At 70.0% G+C, this 16069-nt stretch carries 18 protein-coding genes; 9 read left to right on the plus strand and 9 right to left on the minus strand.

The annotated features are described in order from the left end of the window. Positions 1 to 424: 424 nt before the first annotated feature. A complete protein-coding gene (locus tag H5J31_RS32715) occupies positions 425 to 934 on the minus strand; it encodes a hypothetical protein (RefSeq protein WP_181776531.1) in 510 nt (169 codons plus the stop codon). Between the two features lie 59 nt (positions 935 to 993). Beyond that, a complete protein-coding gene (locus H5J31_RS32720) occupies positions 994 to 1149 on the minus strand; it encodes a hypothetical protein (RefSeq protein ID WP_101607226.1) in 156 nt (51 codons plus the stop codon). A gap of 250 nt (positions 1150 to 1399) precedes the next feature. Here H5J31_RS32720 and H5J31_RS32725 point away from each other — a divergent pair, with 250 nt between their 5' ends. Then, on the plus strand, positions 1400 to 1567 hold the full coding sequence (locus tag H5J31_RS32725; protein ID WP_181776532.1) for a hypothetical protein: 168 nt from the start codon (positions 1400 to 1402) through the stop codon (positions 1565 to 1567). A gap of 140 nt (positions 1568 to 1707) precedes the next feature. Then, positions 1708 to 2004, plus strand: coding sequence for a YkvA family protein (locus H5J31_RS32730; protein ID WP_181776533.1), 297 nt, complete (start codon positions 1708 to 1710; stop codon positions 2002 to 2004). A gap of 43 nt (positions 2005 to 2047) precedes the next feature. On the opposite strand, the gene H5J31_RS32735 is transcribed toward H5J31_RS32730, so the two are convergent. Genes H5J31_RS32735 through H5J31_RS32750 form a run of 4 tightly spaced genes read right to left on the minus strand, consistent with a single transcriptional unit; the run spans position 2048 to position 7102 of the window. Continuing rightward, positions 2048 to 2743: a glycosyltransferase gene (locus H5J31_RS32735; RefSeq protein WP_181776534.1), complete on the minus strand. Its 696-nt coding sequence runs from the start codon at positions 2741 to 2743 to the stop codon at positions 2048 to 2050. Next, complete coding sequence (locus tag H5J31_RS32740; protein ID WP_328701676.1) at positions 2740 to 4020, minus strand: bifunctional PIG-L family deacetylase/class I SAM-dependent methyltransferase; 1281 nt, start codon at positions 4018 to 4020, stop codon at positions 2740 to 2742. The genes H5J31_RS32735 and H5J31_RS32740 overlap by 4 nt, the downstream gene beginning before the upstream one ends. After that, a complete protein-coding gene (locus H5J31_RS32745; RefSeq protein ID WP_181776535.1) occupies positions 4017 to 5012 on the minus strand; it encodes an acyl-CoA dehydrogenase family protein in 996 nt (331 codons plus the stop codon). The genes H5J31_RS32740 and H5J31_RS32745 overlap by 4 nt, the downstream gene beginning before the upstream one ends. A 14-nt stretch (positions 5013 to 5026) precedes the next feature. Beyond that, positions 5027 to 7102 carry a catalase gene (locus tag H5J31_RS32750; protein WP_181776536.1) on the minus strand — a complete coding sequence of 692 codons (2076 nt, stop codon included), beginning with the start codon at positions 7100 to 7102 and terminating at the stop codon, positions 5027 to 5029. Positions 7103 to 7266: 164 nt separating this feature from the next. Here H5J31_RS32750 and H5J31_RS32755 point away from each other — a divergent pair, with 164 nt between their 5' ends. The 4 genes from H5J31_RS32755 to H5J31_RS32770 all read left to right on the plus strand — a co-directional run bounded on the left by H5J31_RS32755 (position 7267) and on the right by H5J31_RS32770 (position 10071). Continuing rightward, the gene (locus H5J31_RS32755) at positions 7267 to 7476 is read left to right on the plus strand and encodes a hypothetical protein (RefSeq protein ID WP_181776537.1); all 210 of its coding nucleotides are present in this window, start codon (positions 7267 to 7269) and stop codon (positions 7474 to 7476) included. 55 nt (positions 7477 to 7531) lie between these two features. Then, entirely contained in the window at positions 7532 to 8752 is a 1221-nt protein-coding gene (locus H5J31_RS32760; protein WP_328701677.1) for a cupin domain-containing protein, read from the plus strand. Beyond that, positions 8749 to 9642: a sucrase ferredoxin gene (locus tag H5J31_RS32765; protein WP_181776538.1), complete on the plus strand. Its 894-nt coding sequence runs from the start codon at positions 8749 to 8751 to the stop codon at positions 9640 to 9642. The genes H5J31_RS32760 and H5J31_RS32765 overlap by 4 nt, the downstream gene beginning before the upstream one ends. A gap of 180 nt (positions 9643 to 9822) precedes the next feature. Then, entirely contained in the window at positions 9823 to 10071 is a 249-nt protein-coding gene (locus H5J31_RS32770; RefSeq protein ID WP_207899162.1) for a Rossmann-fold NAD(P)-binding domain-containing protein, read from the plus strand. A gap of 6 nt (positions 10072 to 10077) precedes the next feature. On the opposite strand, the gene H5J31_RS32775 is transcribed toward H5J31_RS32770, so the two are convergent. Beyond that, positions 10078 to 10971: an NADP-dependent oxidoreductase gene (locus tag H5J31_RS32775; RefSeq protein ID WP_181776540.1), complete on the minus strand. Its 894-nt coding sequence runs from the start codon at positions 10969 to 10971 to the stop codon at positions 10078 to 10080. A gap of 70 nt (positions 10972 to 11041) precedes the next feature. Between H5J31_RS32775 and H5J31_RS32780 the strand changes: the two genes are divergently transcribed. Together H5J31_RS32780 and H5J31_RS32785 are read left to right on the plus strand one after the other, a co-directional pair. Then, positions 11042 to 11620 carry a TetR/AcrR family transcriptional regulator gene (locus H5J31_RS32780; RefSeq protein WP_181776541.1) on the plus strand — a complete coding sequence of 193 codons (579 nt, stop codon included), beginning with the start codon at positions 11042 to 11044 and terminating at the stop codon, positions 11618 to 11620. Positions 11621 to 11659: 39 nt separating this feature from the next. Next, complete coding sequence (locus H5J31_RS32785; protein ID WP_181776542.1) at positions 11660 to 13051, plus strand: serine/threonine-protein kinase; 1392 nt, start codon at positions 11660 to 11662, stop codon at positions 13049 to 13051. A 1-nt stretch (position 13052) separates the two neighbouring features. Here H5J31_RS32785 and H5J31_RS32790 read toward each other — a convergent pair whose 3' ends face one another. Both H5J31_RS32790 and H5J31_RS32795 read right to left on the minus strand, forming a co-directional pair. Beyond that, on the minus strand, positions 13053 to 14249 hold the full coding sequence (locus H5J31_RS32790) for a hypothetical protein (protein WP_181776543.1): 1197 nt from the start codon (positions 14247 to 14249) through the stop codon (positions 13053 to 13055). Further along, a complete protein-coding gene (locus H5J31_RS32795) occupies positions 14249 to 15280 on the minus strand; it encodes a hypothetical protein (RefSeq protein ID WP_181776544.1) in 1032 nt (343 codons plus the stop codon). Before H5J31_RS32795 ends, H5J31_RS32790 begins: the two co-directional genes overlap by 1 nt. A 59-nt stretch (positions 15281 to 15339) precedes the next feature. On the opposite strand from H5J31_RS32795, the gene H5J31_RS32800 reads away from it, so the two are divergent. Next, positions 15340 to 16069, plus strand: a 730-nt coding sequence (locus tag H5J31_RS32800; protein ID WP_181776545.1) for an AfsR/SARP family transcriptional regulator, incomplete at its 3' end; no start/stop codon positions are given.

Below are 16069 nucleotides of genomic sequence, written 5' to 3' on the forward strand. Positions count from 1 at the left end.
TGTTCACCGGTCCGGTGGCGGCCGGTTCGGGGCGCGCGCAGACGGCGATGCCGGGACCGTATACATCGGTGAGAGAACGAGGAACGCCGACGGCGTGCGGCAGAACGACTGGAACAGTGATGGAGGGTCTCCTGTGGAGTGAGGCGGACCGGCCAGAACCGGCTGTGGCGTACGAGGAGAACCGAGAAGGGACGACAGCGTGGGCGATCGACTGCCGCGAGCAGCGGCAGGATCTTGCCACGAGCGGCGCGATCGACAGTGTCACGCCTGCTGCCTGGTCCCCATGCTACGTCTTGACCTGGTGTATCGGGCAGGTACGCGGGCTCGATCCGGTTCCAGCCGGGTTCAGGCGACCTCGACGGCGCAGGTGGAGTCGCCCCGTGTTCCGGACATCTTGTGCTCGATGATCTGCCGCTACCGATGGTCAGCTGTTCGCCGCCCGGTGATCGAGGTACTCGATGCTGCATCCGTCCAGCCGCCGCGCGGCGTCCGACGCGTGGGCCGAGCAGAGCGAGCCGGTCACGCCGTCACGATCGGTGGCGATCGCCGCGGCCGGTTCCGCGCAGGGGGTGTGCAGCCGGTCGTAGTTCCAGGTGTTGCCGCAACCTGGGGCGGTGCACCGGGCCCGGTCTCCGAGCGAGTGCAAGGTGACGCCGTGGACGGGACAGATACCCCAGGGGACGTCGCAGAGATGAGGATCGCGGGACACCCGGACGCGGGTCAGGTACTCGGCGGTCCGGGCGATCTCGCCGGTGTAGCCGGCCAGATCGTCGGTGGCTTTGCTCATCGGCTGGGCGAGGCGTTGCACGTGGTCGTCGTCCGCGGCCTGCAGGCGGGCGGCCATCTCCGCGGTCCGCTCCGCGAGGGCGTCGGCGTCGGCGGCCAAGGCCCGGAGTTCGGCTGGGACAGGTTCCGGCGTCGTCGGCTCAGGCATCGTCGTCCTCGTTGGGCGGTGGAGTAGCGGGTGTGCGGGGGGTAAGAACGAGGAGAGGCTCAGAACCAGTGGGCGCGGCCGCCGACCTTGCGTCCCGTGCCACCGAGGATCGCGAGAACCACGCCCACGACGGCGAGTACGGCGCCGATCGTGGTCAGCACGGGAATGCCGACGATCAGGCCGATCACGAGAATGATGACTCCGAGCACGATCATGGTGACTCACTTTCCTGGTGCGGTCGGAATCCGCCGCCGCGATGGGGACTGGTGCCCGGAGTGCCCACCCCGGAGCCACGTCAAACACCGCCGCCCCGTTTTCCCTTCCATACTGGGAAGTTTCGGATGCTCCGTCGGAACCGGTGCGCCGCATCCCAGGGTTTGGGGCGGCCGTTCGTGGGTAACAGCTCTTCAGTCGTCGTGAAGTGCCGTCGGAGGAAAAGCCGTGTTGTTTCGCAGGAAAGCAGTCGTGCCCGTTGGTGATGTCGAGCGGGCGGTGGCCGTTCTGGTCGCTCGGGGTGTCAGCCGTGAGCGGGCCGGCGGGGAACTGAGGGAGATGGCGCGTCGTCGGCACATCTCGCTGTCACGCTGCGCGGCCTTGGTGGCGTCGACCGGCCGCGTACCGCGTCCGACGTGATTCCGCCCTCCCGAGAAGGGAGGCCGTGAGCGCGAGGATCTCCCGGATGATCAGCGCGAACGACGCGGAGGCCGGGACCCGCACCTTCGGAAACTGGAGGCCTTGGATCTACGATCGTCGTGGTGATGAGAGGGGATCACGTGGAATCTCTGTGGACGACACTGGGCGTCGTGGCCGTGGTGGTCATCGTCGTCTTGGTTCTGGTCGCGCTGTTCCTCGTGGTCAAGCTGGTGCGGAAACACCGTCAGGTCCATCAGCCGGACACGCCGGTGCCGACCAAGGCCGCCTACTGGATTTCCCTCGCCTACACGGTGTTCCCGTTCGACCTGTTGCCCGACCCGGTGTACTTCGACGACATCGTGGTCCTGACCAGCGGGCTGGTCTTCGTCAGCAGGTCGCTCACCAAGAAGACGCGCGACGACCGCGGGGCGGAGTGAAGTCCGGCCTGTTCGCCGGCCACTGTGCTGTTCGCCGGGGATTTCAGGGAACATCGACGAGTGTGCGCAGCAGTGTCGAAAGACCGTCGGGTGCCCGGCCGTCCAGCCGGGCGCTCGTCATCACTTTCGCCTCGTCGGCGTAGGCCAGCCGGAATCCGGCGTGGGCGAGGCGGCGCCAGAGGTCGTGGTCTTCGGCGGTCCGCATCGGGAGGAAGCCGCCGACAGCACGGTAGGCGCTCGCCCTGATCGAGAGGTTGGCTCCGTAGACGTTCCCGTGGCCCGCGGGGCTCCGCACGTCCGCCAGCAGGGCCTCGTAGCGCGGCTGCGCGGCCGCCGTCAACGGGGAGCCGAGTTCCGCCGTCCCGGCCACGGCGTCCCAGCCCGCGTCCGCCCTCCGGACATGCCGGGCCGCCCAATCGCGGTCCACGACGGTGTCCGCGTCCGTACTCAGCAGCAGGGTCCGCGCCGACGCGTGATGGTCCAGGCCATGAAGCAGGTGCCGTGCGCCCAACGCCCGGATCGCTCCGATCGTCAGATCGCGGGTGTTGACGAGGACTTCGGCGCCCGCGCCCCTGGCCGCCTCGGCGGTGTCGTCACGGCAGCGGTCGGCCACCACGCAGACACGTCGTTCCAGCTCCGGAGGGAGTTCGCGCAGAGCGGCGGCCAGCGCGCGGAGGCAGGCCGGCAGGCTGGATTCCTCGTCGCGCGCCGGGATCAGCACGCCAACGGACGTGATCAACGGCGTTCCAGGACGTCGACGAGAAAGTCGTCCTCGCTGTGCGTCACCAGGCTCCGCAGACCCGGATGCGCCCGAAGTCTTTCGTGGACCTCCAAGCCGTGATGGGGAGCGTCCGGAGCCTGCGGGCGCCAGTGCACGGCCAGTACCTGGCCGTCCGGTCCCAGCGACGCCACGGTGCGGTCCAGCGTCGCCGTCAGGTCTGCCTCGCTCAGGTAGTAGAGGATTTCGCTGAGCACCACCAGATCCGCCGGGCCCCGGACATCGCCCGGGAGCGAACCCACGGACAACTCCACAGTGGACAGAGAGCGCAGGCGTTCCCGCGCGACCGACAGGGCGGCCGGTACCGGGTCGAACGCGTGGACCCGGTCGCATCGGCGGGCGAGCTCCAGGGTCAGCGCGCCCGTGCCGCAAGCGGGTTCGACGGCGAAGTCGTATCGTTCGCGTGGCAGCGCGGCAAGGGCGACCATCCTTTTGCGACGTTCGTACCAGCTGTCCATCGTCCAGGGATCGGGTTCGCGGTAGAGCGTCTCGAATCTGCTCACCGGCGTCGACGTCGTCCTCGGCTGATGGAAGAGGATCTCCCTGTCGCGTGCGAAGTGTTCCAGTACTTCCGGTGTCAGGATCGGCTCCTCGCCGCTCGGGCCGGGTTCCAGCTGCGAACGGAAGACCTGGACGGCTTTCGCCTTGACCGCCGCGCTCGCCTCGTCCAGCCGGACTTCGGCGGCCCGCGACCAAGGGATCGCCGGATCGTCCGGTGCCACCCTGTGCCACAGCCAGATCGGATAGGCCCACCGGTGCGCGCCCAGTGGCGCGGCGCGGAACGCGGCCCGGCCAGCCACCTGGTGGTCCGGATGGGGATCTTCCGGCCAGGGGGCCAGACAGAGTTCGCTGTCCGCGGCGACGGCGCGGACGACGTCGGTCAGTGCGCTCTCGTGGTCGACCAGCGCCGAGTCGGGAAGGCCTGCCCAGACCGGTTCCACATCGTCCATTCCCTGGCATCGCAGTGCTTCCAGGAGTTCCCCACGTCGGCGCGCGCCGAGCTCCCGGCGCTGGGCGGCCGAAGAATCGGGGAACGCGGCCTCCCCGTCCGTGGCGACGACCAGCCGGATCTCGGCGCCACGGGCGTGCAGCCGCTGGATGAGCCCGGAAACACCCAGCGTCTCGTCGTCCGGATGCGCGGCGACGACGCAGACACGGCGCACATCCTCGGCCGGGAACAGGGGGAGCGGAGCCAAGTCGTGCCAGCCGTCTTCGGCGTGGAAGGGGCCCGTGGTCACCGCCGCCCGTCCTTCAGCAGTTCGACGCCCAGCGCCGCGAGGTCGCGGGCACCGTGATGCTGCCGGACGTAGACCATCAGATCGGCCAGCTGCTGGGGTAACCGTCGCTCGCGGCAGAGCGCGGTCGGCCCGGTGATCTCCGGCGCGACGTCCAGGACCTGCCGGGCCGCGTGCTCGACGGCGGCGCGGCAGAATCCGGTCAGCAGTGGCAGATCCTCTTCGGGTTCGGTGTCGACGACCTCCGCCGTCCGCACGAGCAGCGCGTCGGCCTGATGGATCGCGGTGTGCAACGCACCGAGATGGGCGTGCTGGTGGTCGTCCGCCGCGCCGCGAGCGAGCAGGTACGCCGTCACCGAGTCCATGACGGCCGCGCAGCCACCGAGCCACACCGCGGCGACGCCCGCGCCACCGAGCGCGAACCCCGGCCGGGACACGTACCAGCCCGGCTCGCCGACGATATGGGCCGCGGTCACCGGGACCCCGTCGAACCGGATGTCGCCGCTGTCGGAGGCGTCCATCCCGATCGCCTGCCACGTTTCCGGCAGCGCCCGCACGCCCGGCTCGTCCAGGCCGACCTCCAGCAGGATCGGCGGCCCGTCCTCGAAATCAGCCACCACCAAGGCACGGTCGAGGACCTGCGCCCCGGAGCAGAAGCGGACGGTCCCGGTGAGAGCACCGCCGACGACCGCCGCGCCGGTACCGCCCGAGCGGGCCGCCCAGACGCCGTACAGCGCTTCCGGCACGGGCTCACGGCCGGCTTCGGCCAAGATCGCGAGGGCGTCGGCGTGGCCTTCGGCGAGCCGTCCGAGCACCAGGTCGCGGCGGCCGAGTCCGGCGAGCGTCGTCCAGCGGCCCCACGTGTCGCCCTGACCGGGCCGCGGCAGATCGAGAACGCCGTTCGCCATGAGCAACCGCAGGGTGGCGGTGACGGTCTCGACGGATCGCGGACCCGACAAGGGCTCCGGTGCGGTCGGTTCGAGCAAGGTCTTCATCAAGGCGCGATTCCTCAGTCGTTCATCACTCGTTCGGCCCGCTCCCACGCGCGGTGCAGGCCCACTGCCTTCACCAGCTCCGAGGAGAACGGTTTGGCGACCTCGTCGGCGAGCACGATTCCCGGCGCGTCGACGTCGATCCCGGCGTCGGCGAGTACTTGGAGTCCGTCGCCCCAGGCACCGATGGCCTTGCAGTGACGGAACATCTCCTGCAACAGCACGGTCAGCTTGATGTCGTGCAGGCCGGCCGTACCGCCGGCGACCACCACCGCGTCGAACTCGATGGACCGGGCGGTGAGGAAGGTCCTCTCCACCGGCTGCTGCCCGCGTCCCCGTTTCAGCGTTCCGCCGACCGGCGCGAGAACCCGCAGGACCGCGCCCTGGGCCTCCACGGTCCGGCGGAGTTTGCCGATCCCGCCGAGATCGGCGCCGTGAGTCGCCACGACGCCGATGACGCGGCCCGCGATCGGACCCGGCCCCGAGGGGATCTGCGACAGCGCGGCGGACGGGGTGACGTCTTCGGCGGGAGAACCTTCCGGGGCGGGCAACCCGAGACCGCCCGCGACCGCCGCGCACAGCTCGGCGTCGACCCGGGCGAGCGACTCGAGGACCCGTGCCTGGATCGTCTCCGAGAAGCACTTTCCGAGTTCGAACGTGAACGCTTCGATCACATGGACCTTTTCGATCCCGGACAGGCTCTTCCAGAACAGCGTGGCCTGCGAGAAGTGATCGTCGAACGACACGGGGTTGGCCCTGATCTTGGGCCCCGCGACCTCGATGGGCCGGTGGACGTAGGCGCCCTCGGCTTCCGTGGCCGGTGCCGGCAGGGCGTCGTCGACACTGTTGGGCAGATACGGGGCCTGCCCATGGTGGATGAGGGTCTGGTGCATCCCGTCGCGCAGGTTGTCGTTCACCGCCACGTGCGGGCAGTTGATCGGGAGCTGCGTGAAGTTGGGGCCGCCGAGCCGGGTGAGCTGAGTGTCCAGATAGGAGAACAGCCTCGCCTGCATCAGCGGGTCGTCGGTCACCTCGATACCCGGCACCAGATTGCCGGTGTGGAAGGCGACCTGTTCGGTTTCGGCGAAGTAGTTGGTCGGGTTCCGGTCCAGGGTGAGCCTGCCGACCAGCTGGACCTCGGCGAGTTCCTCCGGGACGAGTTTGGTCGGATCGAGCAGGTCGATGCCCTCGAACATCTCGTCGTCGGAGTCCGGCATGATCTGCAGGCCCAGCTCGTATTCCAACGGGGCCCCGGCGTCGATGCCGTCCGCCATGTCCCGGCGGTGGAAGTCGGGATCGGCACCCGCGGCGATCTGGGCCTCCTCCCAGACCAGGGAGTGCACCCCGGCCACCGGTTTCCAATGGAACTTCACCAGGCTGGTCTCGCCCTGGGCGTCGACCAACCGGAAGGTGTGCACCCCGAAGCCCTCCATGGTCCGATAGGAGCGCGGGATTCCGCGATCGGACATGGCCCACATGACGTGATGCGTCGCCTCGGTGTGCAGGGAGACGAAGTCCCAGAATGTGTCGTGCGCGGTCTGCGCCTGCGGGATCTCCCGGTCCGGATGCGGCTTGCCCGCGTGGATGACGTCGGGGAACTTGATGCCGTCCTGGATGAAGAAGACCGGCATGTTGTTGCCGACCAGATCGAAGTTCCCCTCGTCGGTGTAGAACTTCACCGCGAATCCGCGGACGTCCCGGACGGTATCCGCGGATCCCCGCGACCCCAGCACCGTCGAGAAGCGGACGAAAACGGGAGTCTCCCGGCCCTTCTCCAGAAAACCGGCCTTGGTCACCGACGAGGCGTTTCCATAGGCGCGGAAAGTGCCGTGCGCGGCCGCGCCCCGCGCGTGGACCACCCGCTCCGGAATGCGTTCGTGGTCGAAATGGGTGATCTTTTCGCGAAGGTGGAAATCCTCCATCAAGGACGGTCCTCGCGGGCCCGCCTTCAACGAATGGTCGGTGTCCGGCAGCCGGACCCCCTGAGCCGTCGTCAGGTAGTTCCCGCGCTGCCCCTCACCCGACCGGCCGACCGTCGCGTTCGTTTCGCCTTCGGCCGATGCTGTCCGCTCGCGCTGACGTTTCGGGGGCATGATTCTCCTTGCCGAGAGTGATGGTCCGCCGCGAATACCCCGCCCTGGCCGGTTCTAAGCGACGCCGCCGATGACGCGTTCGTGTTCGCCATCCCAGGTGTGCGCGGCCCCGGTCGGGGGTAGTCACCCGGTGACGCATCCGGATCATCGGAAAGGGAACCGACGTGAGCCTGAACGACGACGACATTTCCACCACCTCGGACAAGGAAAACGAAGGACCGGCCGACTCCGGCGCGGGCCAGGGCACCCCGGGTGAGCACGATGGCGGTGCCGACGGCGGTGCCGAAGGTCCGGCCGATTCCGGTGCCGGTGAGGGCACCGCCTGCCAGCATGACGGCGGAGCCGACGGCGGCGCGGACAGTGGCGCGAGCTGAGCCGAGTGAACCGGCCACCGGTTCCGGGAAAGGCGGTGAAAGCCTCCTGGCACCGGTGGCCGGCAGCGTTCCGAAGGGCGTCTTGGCCCGATTGGTCGGTTCCGGCGTCGAGGAGTTCTCCACCCGGTATTGGGGCCGAGAACCGTTGCTGCGGCGTACCGGTGGCGGCTTCGATGATCTGCTCGATCTCGACGGCGTCGACGAACTGCTGTCCCGTCGTGGCTTGCGTACGCCGTTCCTGCGGCTGGCGCGTGACGGAGCGGTGGTCGATTCCCGATCGTTCACCGGTGGCGGCGGGGTCGGCGCCGAAATCGCGGATCAGGTCCGCGACGACCGGGTCGCCGCTCTCTTCGCCGAAGGCAGCACCATCGTGCTGCAGGCCTTGCACCGCACCTGGCCCGGCATCATCGACTTCACCACGCGTCTCACCGACGAACTGGGGCACCCCGCACAGGCGAACGCCTACGTCACGCCGCCGTCGTCGCAGGGCTTTTCCGCCCACTACGACGTGCACGACGTCTTCGTCCTTCAGCTCGCGGGCCGCAAGCACTGGAAGGTCCACGCGCCCGTCCACCCGGCACCGCTGCGCGATCAGCCTTGGAGCGAACACGCCGACGCGGTCGCCGCCCGGGCTCGCGACGCACCGGTCATCGACGAGGTCCTGGAACCCGGTGACGTGATGTACCTGCCTCGCGGCTGGCTTCATTCGGCGACCGCGCTCGGCGACGTTTCCGCGCATCTGACCGTCGGCGTCCACGTCGTCACCAGGTTCGCCGTGGTGGAAGCGCTTGCCACCCTCGTCGGCTCCGACGAACGGCTGCGCGCGTCTCTGCCGTTGGGGGTCGACCTCGCCGATCCGGATCACCTGGGCGGCCACCTCGAATCCGTCAGGGAAGACCTCATCGCCGCGCTGCGGGCAGTGCCGAGCGAAGACATCGCGCGGCACGTTCGCGACAAGGTGTGGAAAGGAAATCTGCCGGAGCCACTGCCTCCGATCGCCGCGGCCACCTTCGCGCTGAACCTCGGCGACGGAGACTCGGTACGCCGCCGCGACGGCCTGCGTTTCCGCACGCGGGACACGGACGACGGCCGGATCGTCCTCGAACTCCCGGACCGGCACCTCTCGCTACCCGAGTCGACGTCGACGGCCCTCTCGGCGGTGCTCGACGGGAGGACCTGGTGCGTGGGGAAGATCCCGGGGCTGGACACGCCCGATCAGCTCGTGCTGGTGCGCCGCCTGCTCCGGGAAGGCGTGCTGATGGCCGCGGGCACATGACCGCGATACCGGCCGGCCGGTGCGCGGACCTGGCCGAGGCCGCGGGCGATCCCGGCGAAGGCACCGCCCCACCGGCGGAGCGGTGGCTGCTGATCGAGCATCCAGGCCCGTGGGGGCGGGTCGCGCTCAAGGAGTCCGGTCTCGATCCGGGTGCGGTCGCTTCGCTGACCTCCTGGGCGGCACGGGTCGACGGGCGGATCGCTTTGGTGCGCCGGGCCGGCCGCCGCCCCGGGGCACGGGACCGGCCCTCCCGCTGGTTCCGGATCGACGCCCGCCCCGGCCACGAAGGGATCCGCACCGGAGAATTCACCGACGCCGCCGAACTCTCCCGCGTCCCGGACACGCCGGGACACGTGATGTCAGGGCCCCTTGTGCTCGTCTGCGTCCATGGCAGGCACGACACGTGTTGCGCGGTCCGCGGCCGTTCGCTCGCGGCCGCACTCGCCGAGGAATTCCCCGACGCCACTTGGGAATGCAGTCACCTCGGCGGCTGTCGTTTCGCTCCCTCGATGGTGGTGCTGCCGCACGGTTTCACCTTCGGCGGTGTCCGACCGGACGAGGCGGGCGACGTCGTCCATCGCTATCTGCGTGGCACGGTCGGTACGGAGTTCCTCCGCGGCAGGTCCTCGCTCAGCCAGCTCGTCCAAGCGGCCCAGCAGCACGCCCGCGCGGCCACCGGCGCCACCGGAATCGACGCGCTCCGGCTGGTCGAGGACGTTCGCGACAGCGGTCCCGCCCGGCGGGTGCGATTCGCCGAACCCGACTGCACGGTGTACCTGCGCGAACGCCATGTCCCGGCGGACCGCCGGCTCACCTGTGCCTCCGAACCCGTGAGCGCGATCAGGGTTTTCGAGCTGCTGGGCCTGGAGTATCCGGGTTCCCGCTCTTAGGTCGGGTCCCGCGGGAGGGTTGCCCAGGAGATGTCCTGCCGGTCTCTTGGCGGCTGGTCCCGCAGGAGGGTTGCGAAAGCCACTTTCGCAACCCTCAACGTTGCGAAAGTGGCTTTCGCAACGTCGTGTCCCTGGTGCATAGCTGGGCCGGAAAGGCCTGCGGTCGCTGACCACGCCGAGATGGTCGAGACGATCGGGTCGGTGCTCGGCAGAACCCTGCGCTATGAAGAGGTTCCGGCCGACGTCGCCGCGAAAGGCATGGTCATGAGGGGCTTCCCCGAGCCTTTCGTCGGCGCGTTGATGAACAGGTATCGGCGGTTGGCGGGCCTGCCGGGTCTGGTCACCGACGGGGTGGCCGAAGTGCTCGGACGTCCGCCGAGGAGTTACGCGGACTGGGTCGCCGACAACGTCGCGGCGTTCCGGAACTGACGCGCCTCAGAGGACGATGACCCGGCGTCCGCGGGTGTGGCCGGCGTGGCTGTCGCGATGCGCCGCGGCGGCGTCGGCGAGTGCGTACGACTTTTCGACCGGGATGTGAAGCCTTCCCCGTGCGATCAGGTCGGCGGCTTCGGCGAGCGCGTCCGGCACGCTCCCGGCCACGCCGGAGAAGCGGACGCCGAGGACCGGCGCGTCGAGATCGGCGATCGAGACCACCTTCCGTGGATCGCCGGTCAGCTCGACGAGTTCGCAGATCACGCCCGAGCCGGCCAGGTCGAGAGCCGCGTCGACCTGGCCGAGCCGCCGGACCCGCTCGGTCCAGCCCTCGCCGTACGTCGTGGCGATGGCACCCAGATCGCGCAGGTAGTCCTGGTTCGCGGCGCCGGCCGTGCCGATCACCTTGATGCCCCGTTCGCGGGCGATCTGCAGCACCGCCGAGCCGACTCCGCCGGACGCGCCGCTGACCAGCAGCGTCTGTCCGGGCAGGACGCCGACCTCGCGGATGACGCGCAGCGCGGTCTCCACCACGGACGGATATCCGGCGGCTTCCTCGAACGTCAGTCCCTCGGGCATCCGGGCCCAGGCCGACAGCACGGCGAATTCGGCATAGGTGCTCGAACCTTCGCCGAACACCGGGTCGCCGATCGCGATCCCTTCGACGCCCTCGCCGATTTCGTCCACCACTCCCGCGGCGTCCAGTCCCACGCCGGAGGGCAACTCGGTCGGATGGGCTCCCAGGATCTGGCCCTCCCGGATCCTCCAGTCGACGGGGTTCACGCCCGCCGCCCGTACTGCGACACGTACCTGACCGGGGCCCGCGTGGGGCTCCTCGGCGTCCAGGAGCTGAAGGACGTCCGGGCCGCCGAACTCGGCGAAGCTCACTTTCTTCATGGGATCGACCGTAGCACTAACGGTTAGTGTTTTGAAACAGCTACGGTTTTGCATCTGATAGCGTTGCGCGATGACCGTGCCGACCGGACGCCGTGAGCGCAAGAAGGCCGCGACCCGCGAGAAGATCGCCGAGACCGCCCGACGGCTCTTCCTGGAACGCGGGTACGACGAAGTGGGCATCCGCGACGTCGCCGCCGAGGCCGACGTCGCCGTCACCACGCTCTTTTCGCACTTCGCCTCGAAAGAGGCCCTGGTGTTCGAGCGGGACGGGGAGTTCGAGCAGAACCTCACGCGGGCGGTCACCGATCGGGCGCCGGGTGAGTCGCTCATCCCCGCGCTGCGCCGCGAAATCCACGTCATGGTGCGACATTGCGCGGCGGACGCCGCCGCCCCGCTCTGGCGGATGATCGACGCGTCGCCCGCGCTGCGGGAATACGACGAGGTGATGAGGCTGCGCCACGCGGAGTCGCTGGCGAAGGCCATCGCCGACGACCTCGGCCTGGCTCGGCCCACGACGGCTTGCCGGACGATCGCGCGCTTCGTGGTCGGCGCCCATTCGCTGGCCCGGGAGGCGCCCGAGCCGGCGACCGCGGTCGACGAGATCTTCGAGATGATCGATGCGGCCTGGGGAGTCGCCGTCGCGGGCTAGAGTGGCTGCGAGCTGCCGGCCGTTGGACAGGGGGACTGTATGGCGCCGCAGGTCGGCGAAGAATTCGGGGGATTCCGGATCGACGGGATCATCGGCCGCGGCGGAATGGGCGTCGTCTATCGCGCGTGGCAGCACCGCATGCGGCGGCCGGTGGCACTGAAGGTCCTGCCGCCCCAGTACGCCGAGGACCCGGTCTACCGCGAGCGATTCGGCCGTGAGGCCGCGGCGCTGGCCCGGCTCGATTCGCCGCACGTCGTCGCCGTCTTCGACCACGGCGAGGTGGACGGCTGCCTGTACCTGGCGATGCAGCTGGTCGACGGCCCTGATCTGTCGAAGGTGCTCGAAACCGGTCCGATGGATCCGGGGCGGGCGCTGGCGGTGGTGGATCAGGTGGTCTCCGCACTCGGCGACGCCCACGCGATCGGCGTCGTGCACCGGGATGTCAAGGCCGCCAACGTGTTGCTGCGCCCGCGCGCCGAGCATCACGACGAGGACTTCGTCTACCTGTGCGATTTCGGCATCGCGCGGTCCGCCGAGATCGACCGCACTTCGGAGACCAGCGGGGTCATCGGCACCGTCGGCTACATGGCGCCCGAACGCCTGCACGGCGAGTCCGCCACCGCCGCTTCGGACGTCTACGCCGTGGGCTGTCTGCTGTGGGTGGTCCTGACCGGCGAACTGCCCTACCGCGGGAGCCAGCCCGAGGTGATCGTCGCGCACGACCGGGCGCCGATCCCACAGCTCGTGGTCGGGGATCCCCGCACCGGGGCGGTCAACGTCCTGCTGAAGTCGTTGCTGGCCAAGGATCCCCGCAACCGGCCGACCGTGCGTGAGGTGCGCGACCGGATCCGGGAGATCCGTGCCGACGTGCCGGGTTCCGCCGTTGCCGCGGTTCCGGCCGGACCGCCTCGCCACCGCCGTCCCGGTTTGGTGGCGGGTGTCCTGGGCGCCATCGCGCTGGTGATCGCGATCGCCGTCGCGGCGGTTTTCCTGCTGAACCCAGGGGTTCCCGCCGCCGACCGCGTCACCCGCAGCACGCCCGCCGGACTCGCCTGCGCGCCGGTGGCGGTGGCCGACGAGGGGGTGCGGGCACAGGTCGTCTGCCGGACCGGCGGCGAGACCGGGGAACTCCGGATCGCCGCGCTCGACGACGTCGAGGCGGCCACCGCCTACCTGCGCACCGGGGCCGGGACGGACCCGGCCGGGCTCACCGTCGGCAAATGCCCCGGTGACCTGCCCGCCAAGCAATCCTGGTCGAGGGACGGACACCGGGGCACGCTCGTGTGCGCGGTGCTCGGCACGACCACCCGGTACGCCTGGACCGACGAGGAGCACGCGACCGTGTCGGTGCTCGACGGCCGGGTCGGCACGCCCTATCCCGCCGATCTCCGCGCCGTCGAGGACTTCTTCGCCGCGCTACGGTTCGCCTGATTCACTGGGGAGTGCCGCGCTGCCAGCGTTCCAAGAGCGCGTCCGGGGACGAACCGGGTGCGCCGAAGAACCAGCCGTAGACCAGTTTCCTGTCGTCGTCGAAGTAGATGGCCGGGCTGCGATCGTCCGAGGTGACGAACCGGATGAACTGGCCGACGATCGGGCCGCCGAGGCGGTTCCAGGTCCGCACGTCGAGGGTTCCGGGCACCACGCTGCCCTCCGCCGAGTTCTCCGTGCGGAGGGCGATCAGCGCGTCGTGGTCGGACGCCGTGCTGAACACCAGCATCGCGCCGTCGGGCAACGGGCATTTGACCGTCTCGGCCGTACCCGTGGTGGCGGGTACCGCCTTGCAGTTCGGGGATCGCTCGTTGAGCACGTGCGACTGCGCGAACTCCCACAGCGTGCCGGACGAGAAGGCGGCCCCCGGTACCTCCGGCCGTTCGAGCACACCGAACCGCCGCGCGTCGTAGAACCCGGCCAGCGCCGGGAGCCCGGTCTTCGGCGCGGTCAGCGTCGCGCTGACCGGACGAGGACTGTCGACGTCCCAGTAGATCGTCGATTCCCCGGAGGGCAGTTCACGCATCGCGAACGCCGCGCCCGAACCGAGAGTGCTCGCCGAACGGACCGCGCCGGCGGTGTCCGCGAGTTTCCGGGACTCGGTGAGCCTGCCCGGCACGTCGTAGGTGACCAACGTGAGCGCGTAAAGCCCTGCGTCGCAGGCGACTCGTTCGGTCTCACCGGGTTTCGCGGGCTGTTGCGCGCAGCGGACGGCGCCGTCGAGCAGACGGGCGCCGAGCGCGCGGTAACGGCCGGCGACCTGGTCGAGCGCGTACCGGTCGGGTGGCGGCGCGGCGGTCTCCTCCTTGTTCCGCAAGAAGAACACCATCCCGGCGGCCACGACCGCGATCACCAGGACCACGGCTCCGCCGATGAGCCATCGACGGCGTGCGCGTGACGGCATCCGCCGTGTCGGGGGCTTTTGGTCGCCATCCCAGGTGAGCCGGTTCTCCGCGAGCGTCGGATTCAGCGGTGGCCCGGTCGTTTCGGGATCGGTGGCGGCCGCGACGAGGGCGTCGATTTCGGCCGGACTGAGGGAGACCCCGGAGTGCTTCAACGCGGACCGGAGGGCCACGGGATCGGTGAGCGCGTGTCGTCCGAAACGGCGTACGACTTCGGCGAGGCGAGGATCGTCTTCCATCACGCGTCCGGATCCGCCCAGAACTTGCGGAGCACCTGCTGATCGCCGGTGCTCGCCTGCATGTAGACGGCGACCCCGGTGGCGTCCTCGTCGAAATAGAGCCGGGCGTAGCCGTTTTCCGGCTCCAGGAAACGGATCCGCGTGCCGTTGCCCGGACGCTGCGTGCCCACCGGGATGCCCGCGCGGACGCCTGGCTGCCCTTGCACGTACTCCCAGCGCAGTGTCCGGATCGAGCCGGGCCGCGCGCCGTCGTTGTCGGTCTGCAGCACCGTGCGTAGTTTGTCGAGCTGCTTGGGGAAGAAGAGCACGCGGAAACTGGCGATCACGCCGGAACCCAGTTCGCAGGTGACGCTTTCCCGGACACTGACGATGGATTTCGCGGGCTCGCAGCGAACGTCGGGGTGATCGAGGTAGGGCTTGGCAGCGGCCAGCAGATCCGGATCCTTGAAGGCCGCGCCCGGGTTCGCCGAGGTCGGGGCGGGTACCGATGTCGGCGTCGCGGAAGGTTCCGCGGCGGGCGCCGAACCCAGGCCTTCCGTCGAGGACACCGACGGTGGCGTCGGTGCGTCGTCGGCCTTCGGCTCACCGTCCCTGCCGAGGGCGAGCGCCACCCCGGTCGCGGCGACGGCCGCCACCAAGACGACCGCGCCGGCGATCACGGCGATCCGCTTGCCCCGCTCCGGCTTTCCGGTGGACAGCACCGTGGTCGCGCCGTCGTCCAGCGCGGTGGTGGGCTCGTCGGTGTCCCTCGGCAGGTACCCCAGGGCTGTGCCGAGTTGCCTGCACGCCCAGTCGTCGCCGGATGCCTCTGTCGCCGCCTGAAGCGCCTCCGCCGGGCTGCCGCCTTCTTCGAGGACGGTGCGCATCCGTTCGGCCGCACCGGCGCCCGCCGCGGCGGCGAGCGCGCTGATCTCGGCGGCAGGGGGTGGCTCGGGCAGGCTGCGCAGCGCGCCGGTGAGGACGATCGGGTCGGACAGCGCGGAGCGTCCGTGCCGGTCCACCACTTCTTCGAGCGCGGTCACTGTGGTCATGTCGGTCAGTCAAGCCCATCGCGCTTCAAGTTCGCTTCATCCCGCGGGACGAACCTGGGATGATCGCCGATGTGGCGGTGGAGGTGCGGTTGCTGGGGCCGGTCGAACTGATCGTCGACGGGCTGACGGCCACGCCCGGAGGACCGAGGCCGCGGGCGGTGCTCGCCGTACTGGCCGCATCCGGCGGAGCGCCGGTGAGCGCCGGCAAGCTGGCTGAGTCGGTCTATTCCGACACCGGCAAACCCGCTTCTCGCACCACCGTCCAGGTCCATGTGCACAATCTGCGGCAAACCCTTGGCACGCACGGGGAATCATTGCGGCACGGGCCCGCCGGATACCAGCTTCTCGGCGTCCACGCCGACATCCGCCGGGCGGAGGACGAGATCGGCCGGGCGAGGGCCGCCGAACAGGCTCGCGACACCGGCGGCGCCGCGGCCGGGTACCGGCGGGCACTCGCACTGTGGCGGGGCCCGTTCTGCGCCGACCTGCCCGATCACGCCGCTCTCGACCCCGCCCGGAATCTCTACGCGGAGATGCGCTGGGAGGCGTTGGAAGCGCGGATCGCCGCCGACCTGCGCGCGGGCGGGGTACCCGGGCTGGTGCGGGAACTCGAGGAACTCGTCGCCGATCATCCGTTGCGGGAACGCTTCTGGGGTCAGCTCATGGTCGCGCTGTACCAGGAAGGACGTCAGGCCGAGGCGCTGGAGCGGTTCCGGCAGGCGCGGCGGGTACTGGCCGAGGAAGCGGGTGTCGATCCGGGGCCGGCGCTACGGGAACTGGAACGCGCGG

The sequence above is a fragment of the Amycolatopsis pittospori genome (assembly GCF_013870525.1).
Classification (GTDB): domain Bacteria; phylum Actinomycetota; class Actinomycetes; order Mycobacteriales; family Pseudonocardiaceae; genus Amycolatopsis; species Amycolatopsis pittospori.

Excerpts from the sequence above, each read along its gene's own strand:
- H5J31_RS32715 (WP_181776531.1), bottom strand. The coding sequence starts at position 934 with ATGCCTGAGCCGACGACGCCGGAACCTGTCCCAGCCGAACTCCGGGCC.
- H5J31_RS32720 (WP_101607226.1), bottom strand. The coding sequence starts at position 1,149 with ATGATCGTGCTCGGAGTCATCATTCTCGTGATCGGCCTGATCGTCGGC.
- H5J31_RS32745 (WP_181776535.1), bottom strand. The coding sequence starts at position 5,012 with ATGAAGACCTTGCTCGAACCGACCGCACCGGAGCCCTTGTCGGGTCCG.
- H5J31_RS32750 (WP_181776536.1), bottom strand. The coding sequence starts at position 7,102 with ATGCCCCCGAAACGTCAGCGCGAGCGGACAGCATCGGCCGAAGGCGAA.
- H5J31_RS32765 (WP_181776538.1), top strand. The coding sequence starts at position 8,749 with ATGACCGCGATACCGGCCGGCCGGTGCGCGGACCTGGCCGAGGCCGCG.
- H5J31_RS32770 (WP_207899162.1), top strand. The coding sequence starts at position 9,823 with ATGGTCGAGACGATCGGGTCGGTGCTCGGCAGAACCCTGCGCTATGAA.
- H5J31_RS32775 (WP_181776540.1), bottom strand. The coding sequence starts at position 10,971 with ATGAAGAAAGTGAGCTTCGCCGAGTTCGGCGGCCCGGACGTCCTTCAG.
- H5J31_RS32780 (WP_181776541.1), top strand. The coding sequence starts at position 11,042 with ATGACCGTGCCGACCGGACGCCGTGAGCGCAAGAAGGCCGCGACCCGC.
- H5J31_RS32785 (WP_181776542.1), top strand. The coding sequence starts at position 11,660 with ATGGCGCCGCAGGTCGGCGAAGAATTCGGGGGATTCCGGATCGACGGG.
- H5J31_RS32790 (WP_181776543.1), bottom strand. The coding sequence starts at position 14,249 with ATGGAAGACGATCCTCGCCTCGCCGAAGTCGTACGCCGTTTCGGACGA.
- H5J31_RS32795 (WP_181776544.1), bottom strand. The coding sequence starts at position 15,280 with ATGACCACAGTGACCGCGCTCGAAGAAGTGGTGGACCGGCACGGACGC.